A 13810-nucleotide genomic window follows, 5' to 3' on the forward strand; every position below is an offset into this window, starting at 1 on the left:
CAACCGTCATCAATAAGCCTAACAGATCGGGCGCTGATCATTCCGGCGTCAGCCACGACCACCACGTCGTCGAGGTTGTAGGCGTCCATGAAGTCGTTGATCATCGGGATCATGGTGGCGGTCTCGGCCTTGTTGCCCTCGAAGGCCCCGGCCCGCAGAGGGAACCCTGTCTCGTCGGTGAGCAGCCCTACCGTGATCTGCGGCTCCAGGCGTCTTTCCTTGGAAAAGCCCGGCTCGCGAAAGCCGTCGGCCTTGTCGGTCCCGGTAGTGCAGGGTCATACGCGTCGAACAGGACCAGCGAGGCCCGGCCGATGCGGGCGTACCCGGCCAGCATGCGTGACAGGCCCCGGGTGAAGTCCTCAGTGGCGTAGCTGGGCAGATGACGCTTGACTGTCGCGTAGGACACCGGTGACAGGCCCACCTCGGCCAGGACCCGCAACGAGTCCTGCTTGCTGGTCGGCTCAATCAGTCTGGCGGTAACGATCTGGCGGAAAACCTCGTCAGCACCATCGAGTCTGTCCAGCCCCACCGCCCTCCAAGCCGCCTCCAGGGCCTCCAGGAGCACTCCCATCCGGTTGGAGGCGATAGGTGCCACGCCACGTACCCCGCCCCAGCCGGTTCCTGCGGCGCAGAGCCTGCGTCGTTCTCACTGTTCAGGCCCAGCAGGTCGAAGCTGAGCTGGCCGGCGTTGAGCCGTTGCCTGGCGACCTCCTTGAGCACCACCAGCTCAGCATCATCATGGGCCGAGCCAATGTGCTCGATGCTGCGCGCCCCCTTCCGAAAGGAGCGCACGATCTGCACCGCACAGGCCCCCGACGCCGTCCTGACCGTGCGAACGTACGGACTCATACCCCCACGTTAGCGCCCACCCCAACCCACGCAACCCCCACAATCCCAACAACAACCAGCCCCCAGCAACCCAACCACCCCACAATGAGCCAAGTCAGGCGCGAGATAGAGGAAAAAAGTCATGAGTACTCTCGAAACTGAAACTAGAAAAAAGAACCGTGACACGGTAGAAATCTATATGAACTCTCGGGGGAAAGCACGTTTAGAACGGCATAATCTATTCGTTGAAGACGGCGAAGCTGGATTATGGACCTCAGACAAGGGTGCACCGGTAGCGACGAAAGGCCGCGACAAACTAGCAAAACATGCAGAATGGTCACTGAGGTGTTTTCCAGATTGGGAATGGTACAATATCGAAATTTATGAAACTCAGAACCCAAACTTCATCTGGGTCGAATGCGATGGGCGAGGTCGAATTTGCTTCGAGGGCTATCCCGAAGGATACTATAAAAATCATTTTTTACATTCCTTCGAACTGCTCGACGGAAAAATTGTTAGACAGAGAGAATTTATGAATCCAATCGAACAAATGTGGGCGTTAGGTATCGAAACACCCACGATTAATCGAATCGGTTTTCCGACTGACTGACGTCTTGATAAGAGCCTAGCATGCGAAAACTCCAAGTGGATTCCGAATTTGACGTGTCAGAGGCTGTAAGGCTGCCGTTACTAAACCAAGTAGATTGGAAGATTAACCCGTGTCGGACAGCCGTCTTAGTGCATGATATGCAGCGTTTCTTTTTGAATCCTTTTCCGAAGAAGATAGAGAAAACGTTCACAGACAATACGATTGCACTGATCACGTTGGCAAGAAACGAAGGAGTCCCCATCGCGTACTCGGGCCAAGATGGAAAAATGACACTAAAGGACCGGGGCCTCATGGGCGATTTTTGGGGATCTGGGATGAAGAACCTGTCCGAACACCGGAGATGGGTTGAGGGAATTGACCCAAAGCCGACAGAACTATTGCTTATAAAAAAGAGGTATAGCGCCTTTTATGGAACAAGTCTATTGCCTTGGTTGCAGAGTTTAAATAGAGATCAGTTGATTATCTGTGGTGTCTATTCTCACGTTGGAATCTTGGCAACTGCACTTGACGCATTTACTCATGACGTGCAAACTTTTATTGTCGCTGATGCAACAGGGGATATGACCGCAGAACTATACCGGATGGGCTTGAAACAAGCAGCATTGACTTGCGCAAAAATTGAATTACTCTCAACGGTTTCGAGTGCCCTAAATAAACATCCCGAAGTCAAAGCCATCAAGTAAATTCTGAAATACTTGACGATCAAAGCAGAGAAGAAGAATGAGCAATCTATTGGAACAAATTATCGTTGGTGAGCACACCAATTATGCGCTAATCTCGCGAAACAGGGGGCGAGGTCGCAATAAAACAATCGAACTTCTAGCCGGACCAGTAAGTTCATACGATAGCCTATCCGACATCCCCCTCCCCTCTCTTCATCCTGAAAATAAACCGAATGCAATACTAACCGTCATTCCGTTTTGCCAACTGCGTGAAAAAAAATTTAATGTTCAAAATGACAACGTACCCCTGTTGGCGATGTCAGTTTTAGAACAGTCTGAGATGGAAATGACTTCATTTGTAGACAATGTACCGCCAGAGTCCTTCGAAGTCAGTAATGAACGATTTGATCTAGAAGACAAACAATACTCAAGAATAGTCCAGGAAGTGGTGAACGAATACATCGGGCGAGGCGAGGGATCAAATGTCGTCATGTATCGTAATTACGAGTTCGGAATCGACAACTTTTCACCGTTAGTTCCAATTGAGGTATTCATCCGACTTCTACTGCAAGATCCTGACGCATACTGGACTTTCCTAGTTCGTTTAGAAGACAAATGGATTGTTGGCGCCACACCTGAGCAACACGTAGCAATCAAAAATGCTCAGGCATCTATGACACCTTTAAGCGGCACCTACCCTTTGAAAGATAAAGCCTTCCAGACCCGAGAGATCCTCGACTTTCTGAATGATCAAAAAGAAATAGACGAACTCAATATGGTGGTTGATGAAGAGCTGAAAATGATGGCGCATTCCTGCTCGAATCTTCGAGTAGAAGGCCCCCATCTTCATCAACTTTCGAATGTCGTACACACCGGGTACCGGATTATCGGGGAGTACAGAGATGATCCGAGAAAACTATTGCACGACACTCTATTTGCTCCAACAGTCACAGGTGCGCCAGTCAAAAACGCCTGCCGTATGATTTCGTCTATCGAAACAACAGGACGAGGATACTATAGCGGTGTAGTTGCGATCATAGAAGGTGATCAACAAAATCAGTTCGAACTCGACTCGGCTATACTGATACGCTCAGCCGAAATTTCGTCCAATGGAGATGTACGTATTGGTGCGGGAGCTACGATTGTACGAGATTCAAATCCAGCAGGCGAATGCGAAGAAACTCGATCGAAAGTATCTGCTATCCTCCGCGCGTTCAATAAACCTAGAGGATCAATTATTACGCCACGTTCCGACATTGCGAACACCTTGCAAACCAGGAAGCAAAATACCGCACTATACTGGACATCTGACGAACATCGGCAACGTCAACAACAGTATTTACGCCAGGCCATGAGTAAATCAATTGTACTTGACGCGGAAGACTCATTTTCCTACATGATTGCGGCACAAATGCGCGGCATCGGACTACAAACGGAAGTTGTCGGTGTCGATACTCGAGTTAACTTCGAAAATTACGACTTGGTAATATTAGGTCCAGGGCCTGGCGATCCTTGTAATTTATCCGATCCTAGAATAGGCAGGTTACATGAGATTGTCGCTGAATTGGTAATACTTAAGCAACCATTCCTCGCTATTTGCTTAAGTCACCAGGTGCTTGCAAAACAACTGAAAATTCCGCTAGTGCGTTTGAAAAACCCCAATCAAGGAACACAGAAAGAGATCAACTATTTCGGCAAACGACAACGGGTAGGTTTCTATAATACGTTTACAGGAATTTGCTCCAGTCAACTCGTAGCTGAACTTAGGCAACAAGGAGTTTCGGCCACATTCGACGCAGATACTCGAGAACTTCATGCTTTGCGTGGACCACAGTTCTCATCGATGCAGTTTCACCCGGAATCATTTCTTACAATACACGGCGTAGACCTTCTAGCTTCGGAAGTACGGCGGGTCATCAAAATACAGAGGGAGTTGTAACGAAAAATGTTGCAGTTACTAAACTACGCTGTTGTTGACGCTTTTACGTCAGAACCACTTCGTGGCAACCCGGTAGCAGTGTTTCTAGATCCGGTCAATCTATCATGTGAACTTATGCAGATGATTGCGGCTGAAATGCGTCTTTCCGAAACAGTGTTCGTTTTGTCCGGAAATAACATAGTGGACGCGACTACTCGTATCTTCACGCCGGTAAACGAGTTGCCCTATGCCGGACATCCTATTCTTGGAACCGCAGCAGCTTTGTACTACGCGACTGGGAAAAGAAACCTAACACTCCAGACTAAACAGTGCGTAATTAATTGCGAGATCGACAGTAAGGCGGATAACAACAGATGTGTTGAAGTTAGTATGACGCAACCAGTACCGACCTGGCAGTCCTTTGATTATGAACTTGCGAGTATACTCGGCGTTGAGCGGTCTGAACTCCCGGTCGATGTTTACAATAATGGGCCGAGGCACGTGATTTTTACACTCCCATCTGTTAAAACGCTCATGGAGATCCAACCCGACTATCATAAACTGGCCACACTGCAGAACGTTGCGATCAACTGCGTAGCCGGGTCGGGGGGCATTTGGCATAGTCGAATGTTTTCGCCAGCCTATGGAGTTATCGAGGACGCCGCAACTGGTTCTGCGGCGGGACCAATATGTATCCATCTGGCACGATACGGCATGATAGATAAGCAAGAAACTATAGAAATATACCAGGGGGCTAGGATGCAAAATAGAGCGAGAATACGCTCGAAAGTCGCTTGGCGCAAAAATGTTCCAATAGACGTAAGTGTATCTGGAAATGCGATACAAACGATTCAAGGAATCCTCTCGCTATAAATCGCTGCAACGGCATGTCAGGAGTAGTTATGAGCAAGGTTTGGTATATCACTGGCACTTCACGGGGGTTAGGCAAGCAATGGGCTCTTCATGCCCTATCACAAGGTGACTGTGTCGTGGCAGCATCCCGGAATTTGGATGACTTGGAATACATGAGTTCTGCGGTAAAAAAAGGTGTAGCGCTTCCGGTTCGTTGTGACGTTACCCAACCTGAATTGGTCTCGAACTCTATTCAAGCTGGAATGGCGTACTATGGCCACATCGACGTCGTCGTTAATGCCGCTGGCATTGGTATGTTTGCTCCCCTTGAAGATTCTCCAATAGACGATGTACATCGTGTTTTCGAAGTAAACTTCTTTGGTTCATGGAATGTCATTCAATCCATGTTGAAACTTACTGAAGTTTCAACACCTTGGAAGCTATTTCAGATTTCCAGTATTGCTGGTATACGCGGCTTTGCAGATATGGCAGCGTACACCGCAAGCAAATGGGCGGTCGAAGGTATGATCGAATCTCTTCGTGATGAATTGGCTGGAAGACCCATCGATGTTTGTATCGTGCAACCTGGACCATATCTTACTGACTGGGTTGGCAAATCGGCCATTCGCCCCAACCGCTCTCATCGCTATCCAGGAGAGGAACAGACTCGTAAGCTCTATTGGCCGAAGTTAGAACCTGAACGTCCTGAAGCTGCAGCTTCAGCGCTGAGTGACGTCATGAAGCAGGAGAGTCCACCATTTCGTGTGGTTGTAGGTATGAGCGCATTAACTTGCTTGAAGGAATCAGAATCTGAACGAGCGTTTCCCGGTGTTGTGTGTGCCCATTCATACGATAAATTCGAATAGAGTTTGACATGACGGATAGATCGCTTAGAGCTGAGTCGGTTTCTGCAGACGTTGCCCCGGACTTTGCGGAGTATTGCAGTAATCAATTCGCACCAGTAGTTGTCGCAAAAAAATGGCTAACAACGGCCCATAAATACAACACGCGCGAGCCACGCAGCGCTTCCTTGTCAACGGTGTCAACTGATGGGACGATTACTGCGCGAATCGTTGCCATACTGGAGTTGGACGATATAGGGCTAAAGTTTGCAACACATTCTAGTAGTAACAAGATTACCGACATCGCATCTGGGAGTTCCGCAAATGCACTCTTCTATTGGCGGGAGCTTGGACGGCAACTTTCGCTTAGTGGCGAGGTAATCGAATGTGCTGAGTCAGTTGCCGATAAAGTCTGGATGTCAAGACCCCCTGTCCTGGACTCGATGTCAGCCGCTTCGATTCAAAGCAAACCACTAGTTAACCCGGAGGTTCTTCGAGAGAAAGAACGAAGTTTGCGCTCTGACGGACGACTTGAACGCCCTAATCGATTTCGGGTCTACGCCTTAGTGCCCAACCGTATTGAATTTTGGGCTGCAGCATCGGATAGGCTTCACAAGCGCATTGTTTCTCGGAAAAAGCAAGGCGAATGGATATCATTGCGGCTGCAACCTTAACCATTCGAAGTCACATAAGGAGTCGATAATGAATATCAAAGAACTGTTAGAATGGCACTTTTCAGAAGAGACGGGAAGCCCATACTGGAATGATCTTCGGTCTCGACTGGACTTTGATCCGATTAAGGAAATTCATGACGTAGCTGGTTTGCGACTTTTACCAGATCCTTCAAAAGATATGAGTATGCGTCCATATGAAGACTTTCTTCCTCGCGGGCTAGTTGGGGAGCGACTAGCTGGGGTATATGAGAGCGGCGGTACTTCGGGGCGCCCGAAAAGGGTTGCTGTATATGACAAATGGCTTGAGGAACTCATCGATTGGAGAATGGGGATGGAGGTTCCAGAATGTGAGTTTGGGAATACGCTTGCAGTAATCCCTACAGGGCCACATGTAGTTGGTGAAATTAATCGACGTCGAGCATCTCGTCGACACGGAGCAATGTTTTCTGTTGATCTAGATCCTCGATGGGCCAAACGTTTAGCCGCTCAGAATGAGCGACAGTCTTTAACCGATTACATTCGACATCTTCTCGACCAATCGTTGGATATTGTTGAAACGCAGGCGATACGGCACTTGGTGGCAACGCCTCCGTTCTTGGAATATCTAGCTCAAAATCGAGACCACCAAGAAATGCTTAACGATAAACTTGTCTCCATAACCTGGGGCGGTACTGAAATGGATCTGGATACATTGATATACCTACGTGACGAAGTGTTTCCTGACGTGCGTTTAGAAGGTAGTTACGGAAATACTATGATGCTTGGAGAGGCTAAACAGATCGATAGTATTGACGATGCCCCGTTGTTCTCACCATTTGATCCGTTTATAGCGTTCGATATTGTCGACGAAGAAGGTGAGTCAGTGCAGAATCGTGAGCAAGGTCGGGTTTTGGCGAGTCATATTTCGCGATACGCATTGATTCCAAATATCAAGGAACGTGACTTTGCTACGAAAGTAATCCACCCCTCGAGTGGGACAGTATGCGTGATGTCGGTTCACCCAATTCCTACCGTCGGAAATACTCAGATTGTCGAGGGGGTATACTGATGGCCGAGAAACTCCTATGCGGGTTGCTTAACGGGCGTCGTACCACCTCGAAGCGAGTTGTCAAGATTGCCGGATTAGACGATTCACTCTGCCAGCTACCACGCGTTCGTCTTTTGACAGAAACTGTCCGTCTTCGATCTGAACTGAGCTTGCCACGACCCGAACGAATTATGGCACTCCGCCAGGCGGCCGATTTCTTTCAGAATGAATCACTTGGCGACCAGAGTCCCGCCGAATATGTTTCGGCCGTGTCGTTGGCAACGGGCCTGAATTCAGAAAGTGTCGCCGAAACTCGAGATTTAATTGCCAATTCACTTAGGGATATGTCGAGTATTCTTGATGTCACCAAACCTCGTGGCGCCTCATGGGAATGGACTGACGTTAAGCACGAAGGTGCAATGTATACGCCCGCTGGTAGCCTTTTGGCGGTGATAGCTCCTGGTAACGGGCCAGGGCCACATGCTCTGTGGCCGCAGGCGCTTGGACTAGGATATAAGGTGATCATTCGGCCGTCTTCGAGAGAACCGTTTACGCCAAGTAGATTAGTTCAAGCGTTCTGTGCGGCCGGTTTGGAGCAGTTTGTCTCATTGTTTCCTTGCTCTCGAGACATAGTGCCAGATCTTATCTCTGAGGCAGACTACACGCTGATGTATGGTGGTGACGATCTGATCGGCTCTTACCGGCACAATAAACAAGTATTGACTCAGGGGCCTGGTCGTACAAAAATTTTGGTGGGTCGTGACGCAGACTGGAGTGAGGCGGTCGACGTCGTCTGCAAATCGGTCACCGATTATAAAGGTAAAGCCTGTGTATGCGCCAGCGCTATACTTGTCGAAGGTGATCATAAGGGTTTCGCGGATCTTCTTCTTGAGCGCTTTGGTGAATCTGACGCGGTTGTAGAAACCGTCGATTACGCATCCGATCCCAGGGTGCAGCAAGAGCGACCGTATGCTCGGTGTGTTGTTGCACCGTTTGACCCTGAGAAGGATCTACCGCAGGTTAGTAATAGTTTGGTATTAACGGTTTTGGGTGGTTCGAATAGGCTGATCGATTCCCTAGCCCAGGACGGAACGATACGAAATCTATATGTCGGCGCTATCCCAACTACGAGAATGAACCCGACAGTACCACACGACGGATATCTCGGTGAATCGCTAATGTTTTGTCGAGGTGTCATGATAGAGAACGGATCCTGATTATGTCGTTTGGAATAGTATTTGGTCCAGCGGACGTTTCTGTTGATCTTGCTACCTTTGAAAAAATTGCTAATCATGATGAGTTCATTTCTCAAACTTATACGGAGGTTAGTGAGTCTATTGACCTTCCGATCGGCGTTTTGTTTGGTAGGAATATTGATCACTATGCGATGACCCGAGTGAAGCTAGTCTCGGTTTCTCTGTTGGCGGTTATGGTTGGCACAGCTAAACGTCTCGAGTCTCTCCGGGAAGATACTCCAGTCTGGGTAGGTGGCGTTAGTATAGGTGAGTTGGCTGCAGCAACTTATTCTGGTGCGCTGAGTCTCGGACAGGCTGCGCAGTTAGTTGCCGAGCAACCCGATGTGAACCTGGCTAACCCTGAAGGAGTTGCATTCGTTTTTATTCCGAACCCTCATAGCGATGACATGCTGCCGCAAATTCCAAACGTATGGCTTTCGGTTGATTATGGGCAAATTGCTGGAGGTGCAGGCAGGATGATAATGCTGTCCGGCACTCGAGACGGTCTCTCACTCTTTGCTGAGGAATGCCCCTGGGAGACAGAGATCCTACCACCGGAAATGTGCTCATCGGCATATCATACACCTCTAAGGAGGAATGTTCTTCATTTTACTAAAGCATTTTTATCGGCGCATTCTGTGTCAGACCCTCGTTTTTCAGTACTGACTTGTCTTGAGGAAATACAGGTATGTTCTAGTGCGTTAGATGTATCGCGAGCATTATGTGCGTCTGAAGTTACGCCCTTAAAAGTCCCTTTATTGGTAGAAACTTCGTCGCATGTACCGGCGGATGAGATCCATTGCGTTGGCCCGTACCTGCGAAGCATGCAACTCCCTTTCGGGAGCCGAACCTGCTATCACGACGAACTAAATAATTACAACCTGACACAATATTAGAACGGAGCAACATTATGCGTATGTTAGATGAGATCTGGAATAACTTTGCAAAAAGTCCCGACGCGATTGCTATTGAAACTGCAGAACGTGTCGTTACTTATTCCGAGCTTCTTAGTAGAATTGAATTCTACCGCAACTATTTTACTAAAGAGGGACTAGTGGCCGGTGATCGGGTTTTACTTTCTCTTAAAAGAGACCTAGAGATGCACGCTGTTGCCATTGCTCTTTTTTCAATGGGTGTCACTTATATTCCAATCGCGAAAGGTAGTTCGAAGAGCCGTATTGAGAATATTGGAAATAAAGTTGCCGCTCGCTGGATGGTAGGCAATGACTGGAGTTGGAAGATTGATGCTGGGACTCCAACCAGTCTAGAAGTTGTTGAAAGAAGGAATATCAGGCCTACGTCTTTGCCGGATCAATTGGCATACATCATGTTTACTAGTGGGTCTACTGGTGACCCTAAGGGGGTGATGATCAGTCGTTCCGCTATGGAATCATTTCTTTACGCGATGATCGAAAGACTCAACATCGATGCAAAAATTCGAATGCTTGCTAATACGGAACTTAGTTTCGATGTATCAGTTCCTGAGATATATCTTCCATTCATTGTTGGTGGTTCAGTAGTGTTTGCCGATGAGGTGACACAAAATAATCTTAACATGTTACCAGTATTGCTAACCAAATGTAATCTTGCTCAAGCCACGCCAAGTTTGTGGAGTCTGTTGATTGAAAGCGGCTGGACTCCTAATAATAACCAAGTGCTCGTGGCTGGCGGTGAAGCGTTGAGTATTTCGCTCGCAAGGCAGCTTTGCCAGGCTCGATCAGCGTGGAACTTTTATGGTCCAACTGAGGCTACTGTATGGGCTAGTTCTTGGAAGATTAAGAACTCGTCTCCTCGTGTTCTATTAGGATCGCCTTTAAACAACTCTGAATTTCATTTGCTGCCGCTTGATAACGATGAATTTGAGCTCGGAATTTCGGGTGCCTGTCTCGCAGATGGATACGTAGCAGACACGGCAGCGACCGATGCAAGTTTCGTTAACTTGGAAGGTCGACGAATTTATCGAACTGGTGATATTGTTGGTCGCCACAAAGATGGGTCTCTTGAATGGCTTCGTCGTCGTGACAGTCTTGTAAAAGTCCGGGGACATCGAATTTCGACGCTCGAAGTAAAGAATGCTGTCGAAGGATCAACCGGAATTACAGGATGTGCCGTGGATGTCGTTGGATCGGCAGGTTCAGCGAGTCAGTTGATTGCGTATATTACCACTAATTCGAGATTCGAGAATATCAAGTTTCTTGAGAATGAAATTAAAAATAGCATTCCTCCGTACATGATCCCTGATAGATGGATTGAGGTTGAGTACTTTCCACTAAATCGCAACGGCAAGTGTGATCTACGCCGTTTGCGTCAAGAGCATTTTGATTGTACAACAGGATTGTTTAATCGTATCGATTCTCTTGAAGCAGAAAATCGATCCATTAGGAATGTAGTGCTTGACGGTTTTGCACACGTCTTGCCGGTAACGGCAGGCAATGTGAGTCGTGACTTTCGCTCTCTCGGCGTAACCTCGTCGCAGTTAATGATCGTCAGTGCTCTTATTAGTCAAGATCTAGCTCTAAGCATCCCCGTTGGCGCTTTACTTTCTGCAGGCAGCATCGCTGCCTCTGTGGAATATGTCGAGAATCTGAATTCTATCAAGAAAGAAGAGGATTAAAACGATGTACGTTCGTCCCTCGATGCTGGTTATAGGTGGAGGAATCACAGGTCTGGCTGCCGCCTGGAAGCTTAACAGTCTGGGTTGTGATGTGAAAGTTTGGGAGGCTTCTAGCAGAGTCGGCGGACAAGTTGTCACTGCTGACGTCGATGGTCAGAAGTTTGATACTGGCGCTTCAAAGGTGCCTGTTATTCCGGGACCACTGTTTGATTTAATTGAAGAGCTTGGTTTAACGCATGAGCTTTCGGAGGTGAAACCTGACGAGTTGAAAATTCACAGGGATGAAAGAGTTCGTCAGCTACCGAAGGGTCTCACACCTCAAGGATTGACTTCGTTCTCTTCTGCTCTGTTTTCCCCTGTGTTGAGTTGGCCCCTCAAACTGAGAGCGGCCCAAGAGCCTTTGCATGTAAGACGGCCAGCAGGCTACGACATTTCTGTTGCGGACTTTATTTCACAGCGTTTTGGTTTTAGACTGTGTGATCAGCTCATTGCCCCGGTTACTTGGGGAATTTTGGGGTCTGATCCTTCCGAACAGAGTCTCGAATGTTTTTCAGCAAGTATGGCGAGGTTGCGGAGAGAGAATAAGTCGATTCTATTGGATAGTTTGGTTAATCGAAAAAGCAGAACGGTTTCAATGGTGAAAATGAACGGCGGATGGAGCCGTCTCATCGATCGTTTGCTTGTCGACGTTGAGGTAGAAGTGTGCAAACGTGTCGATAGACTTACACTCACTTCGGATAACCAGATAGTCGTGCGCGAAGCTGAAGAAGAAGTGACTGTTGACGGGATTGTATTTGCGGCTCCCGATAGTGAAGCGGTACAATTATTTGCAGATATTGTTCGAAACAACGATGTCTTGGAGAGTTCGTTGGGTCGTAATCATGATACCGTTTTAAGTATTTTTGAAATTGAAGGTGATCTTGTGGATCGGTTTGGGATTGATTATATACTTCAGGACCATATTCATAACAACGTCATTCGTTTAGCCAACGTGCTTGGACTTACTCGTGACCGACGATACTCTTTACTTCGTGTCGTCGGTATCTGCGAATCGAACTCAACTCCTTCATCGGTTGATGAAGTAATTGAGTGTATGGAAAAGTATGCGGAGCGACTTACTGGAAAATTCGCACGTCTTGTTGATTTTACTCACCTGTCCATGTCTGTTGTGAACGAGAATGTTGGACACCGTAACAAAGTTCAGCAACTTCGTTCGATCTTGCCAGCGAATGTTGTTGTCGCAGGAAGTTATTTTGATGGCGGCGGTCTTAATTCTTCTGTCGCGTCTGCTTGGAAAGCTGCGGCTCAGCTTTATTCTGCAATCTAATTTTGCTTAACACAGTCTGGGTGAGGGAAAGGCACTGATTCTGTGGTTGATTGTCATGTATGGATCGCGGATCGTCCGGCATCGATAGAGGAACTGTCGTCGCTAAATAGTATTGAGCTACGACGTAGCGAAACATTCACGGATGGTATCGCACGGATCGGTTTTCTTACCTCTGCGGCGTTACTACGAACCGCCGCTGGGTACTACCTTCAAGTCGCTCCCGATTCACTTTTGATTGATCGCACGTGTGTTTCATGTGGTGAACCACATGGTGCGCCAGTTCTGCCAGATACCGGTGTCTATGTATCGACAACTCGTTCCAGTGGTTTTGTTGCGGTCGCTCTTTGCGGTACGTCGGTCGGCATTGACGCCGAAAAGGCTACATCTGCTGATATGTTGAATTCGATTCAGCCATACTGGCTTGGCTCTTCGGAGCGGCTTCGGCGTAGCACTGACGCTCCACTATTGTGGAGTTGTAAAGAGTCCGTTCTTAAAATGCTAGGGGTTGGTCTTGATATTTCACCTTCTGACGTCGTGATTGATTGGGTGCGTGGAAGTGAACCTCATATTTCGGTTAAGGGGGTCGCTATCAGAGGGACGATACTGTGTTTTCGATTATTTTCTTCGGCGACATTGTCGGTTGCCATCGAAACCAAAAACGAGGTAGTTATGCACTGGCACTATTTGTCAGATTTTTGAAAGCAATGCCATTAAGTTTTTCGATAGTATTTTTATCTCTATGTAAGACACCTATTTGTGTTAACATTACATCAGATGATTAATTTAAGGAATGTTGATGAGGTCTATGGTTTTGGTGGATGATGTCTTGTTGGGCGTCCAGGTCCCTGCATGGCGTCACCTGCCCGCCCTCCAGCAGCCCGCCTACCCCGATGAGGCGGCGCTGGCCGACGTGGTGGCGGACCTGCGTCGCCGGCCCCCGCTCGTCTTCGCCAGAGAGGTCGACTCCTTGCGTGACCTCATCGCCCAGGCCAGTGCCGGGGAGGCCTTCGTCCTCATGGGTGGGGACTGCGCGGAGTCCTTCACCCACAACACGGCCGACAACATCCGCCTCAAGGTCCAGACCATCCTCCAGATGGCCGCGGTCCTCACCTACGGCGCCTCCACGCCCGTGGTCAAGATCGGCCGCATGGCCGGCCAGTACGCCAAGCCCCGCAGCTCGGACACCGAGACCCGCGGCGAGGTCACCCTGCCCGCCTTCCG

13 protein-coding genes and 1 pseudogene are annotated in these 13810 nt (G+C 48.4%); 13 read left to right on the top strand and 1 reads right to left on the bottom strand.

What is annotated here, in order from left to right; translation table 11 throughout:
• Nucleotides 1-5: 5 nt before the first annotated feature.
• A pseudogene (locus tag RIV14_RS13800) lies at nucleotides 6-849 on the bottom strand (IS1634 family transposase); the annotation flags it as partial.
• A 121-nt stretch (nucleotides 850-970) separates the two neighbouring features.
• On the opposite strand from RIV14_RS13800, the gene RIV14_RS11145 reads away from it, so the two are divergent.
• The 13 genes from RIV14_RS11145 to RIV14_RS11195 form a co-directional block, all read left to right on the top strand.
• Nucleotides 971-1438 (top strand): PhzA/PhzB family protein, encoded by a 468-nt coding sequence (locus RIV14_RS11145; protein WP_075371940.1) that lies wholly within the window; start codon nucleotides 971-973, stop codon nucleotides 1436-1438.
• A gap of 128 nt (nucleotides 1439-1566) precedes the next feature.
• A complete protein-coding gene (locus tag RIV14_RS11150; RefSeq protein WP_178387839.1) occupies nucleotides 1567-2121 on the top strand; it encodes an isochorismatase family protein in 555 nt (184 codons plus the stop codon).
• A gap of 37 nt (nucleotides 2122-2158) precedes the next feature.
• A complete protein-coding gene (locus tag RIV14_RS11155) occupies nucleotides 2159-4039 on the top strand; it encodes an anthranilate synthase family protein (RefSeq protein ID WP_075371989.1) in 1881 nt (626 codons plus the stop codon).
• Between the two features lie 6 nt (nucleotides 4040-4045).
• Nucleotides 4046-4891 carry a PhzF family phenazine biosynthesis protein gene (locus tag RIV14_RS11160; RefSeq protein ID WP_075371938.1) on the top strand — a complete coding sequence of 282 codons (846 nt, stop codon included), beginning with the start codon at nucleotides 4046-4048 and terminating at the stop codon, nucleotides 4889-4891.
• A 29-nt stretch (nucleotides 4892-4920) separates the two neighbouring features.
• Nucleotides 4921-5736 (top strand): SDR family NAD(P)-dependent oxidoreductase, encoded by an 816-nt coding sequence (locus tag RIV14_RS11165; protein WP_075371937.1) that lies wholly within the window; start codon nucleotides 4921-4923, stop codon nucleotides 5734-5736.
• A gap of 8 nt (nucleotides 5737-5744) precedes the next feature.
• A complete protein-coding gene (locus tag RIV14_RS13805; protein WP_075371936.1) occupies nucleotides 5745-6386 on the top strand; it encodes a pyridoxine 5'-phosphate oxidase C-terminal domain-containing protein in 642 nt (213 codons plus the stop codon).
• A 28-nt stretch (nucleotides 6387-6414) separates the two neighbouring features.
• On the top strand, nucleotides 6415-7434 hold the full coding sequence (locus tag RIV14_RS11170) for a hypothetical protein (protein ID WP_075371935.1): 1020 nt from the start codon (nucleotides 6415-6417) through the stop codon (nucleotides 7432-7434).
• Nucleotides 7434-8630 carry an aldehyde dehydrogenase family protein gene (locus RIV14_RS11175; protein ID WP_178387838.1) on the top strand — a complete coding sequence of 399 codons (1197 nt, stop codon included), beginning with the start codon at nucleotides 7434-7436 and terminating at the stop codon, nucleotides 8628-8630. The genes RIV14_RS11170 and RIV14_RS11175 overlap by 1 nt, the downstream gene beginning before the upstream one ends.
• 2 nt (nucleotides 8631-8632) lie before the next feature.
• Nucleotides 8633-9544, top strand: coding sequence for a hypothetical protein (locus RIV14_RS11180; protein WP_143224179.1), 912 nt, complete (start codon nucleotides 8633-8635; stop codon nucleotides 9542-9544).
• 20 nt (nucleotides 9545-9564) lie between these two features.
• Nucleotides 9565-11262, top strand: coding sequence for a non-ribosomal peptide synthetase (locus RIV14_RS11185; RefSeq protein WP_178387837.1), 1698 nt, complete (start codon nucleotides 9565-9567; stop codon nucleotides 11260-11262).
• 4 nt (nucleotides 11263-11266) lie between these two features.
• On the top strand, nucleotides 11267-12589 hold the full coding sequence (locus tag RIV14_RS11190) for a protoporphyrinogen/coproporphyrinogen oxidase (RefSeq protein ID WP_075371933.1): 1323 nt from the start codon (nucleotides 11267-11269) through the stop codon (nucleotides 12587-12589).
• 42 nt (nucleotides 12590-12631) lie between these two features.
• Nucleotides 12632-13288 (top strand): 4'-phosphopantetheinyl transferase family protein, encoded by a 657-nt coding sequence (locus RIV14_RS13810; protein ID WP_143224177.1) that lies wholly within the window; start codon nucleotides 12632-12634, stop codon nucleotides 13286-13288.
• A gap of 106 nt (nucleotides 13289-13394) precedes the next feature.
• Nucleotides 13395-13810 (top strand): 3-deoxy-7-phosphoheptulonate synthase (locus RIV14_RS11195; protein ID WP_428978880.1); only part of this gene is annotated, 416 nt, incomplete at its 3' end.

The organism is Actinomyces acetigenes (assembly GCF_031296635.1).
Lineage (GTDB): Bacteria > Actinomycetota > Actinomycetes > Actinomycetales > Actinomycetaceae > Actinomyces > Actinomyces acetigenes.

Coding starts and splice junctions, on each gene's coding strand:
- RIV14_RS11145 (WP_075371940.1), top strand. CDS start 971: ATGAGTACTCTCGAAACTGAAACTAGAAAAAAGAACCGTGACACGGTA.
- RIV14_RS11155 (WP_075371989.1), top strand. CDS start 2,159: ATGAGCAATCTATTGGAACAAATTATCGTTGGTGAGCACACCAATTAT.
- RIV14_RS11160 (WP_075371938.1), top strand. CDS start 4,046: ATGTTGCAGTTACTAAACTACGCTGTTGTTGACGCTTTTACGTCAGAA.
- RIV14_RS11165 (WP_075371937.1), top strand. CDS start 4,921: ATGAGCAAGGTTTGGTATATCACTGGCACTTCACGGGGGTTAGGCAAG.
- RIV14_RS13805 (WP_075371936.1), top strand. CDS start 5,745: ATGACGGATAGATCGCTTAGAGCTGAGTCGGTTTCTGCAGACGTTGCC.
- RIV14_RS11170 (WP_075371935.1), top strand. CDS start 6,415: ATGAATATCAAAGAACTGTTAGAATGGCACTTTTCAGAAGAGACGGGA.
- RIV14_RS11175 (WP_178387838.1), top strand. CDS start 7,434: ATGGCCGAGAAACTCCTATGCGGGTTGCTTAACGGGCGTCGTACCACC.
- RIV14_RS11180 (WP_143224179.1), top strand. CDS start 8,633: ATGTCGTTTGGAATAGTATTTGGTCCAGCGGACGTTTCTGTTGATCTT.
- RIV14_RS11185 (WP_178387837.1), top strand. CDS start 9,565: ATGTTAGATGAGATCTGGAATAACTTTGCAAAAAGTCCCGACGCGATT.
- RIV14_RS11190 (WP_075371933.1), top strand. CDS start 11,267: ATGTACGTTCGTCCCTCGATGCTGGTTATAGGTGGAGGAATCACAGGT.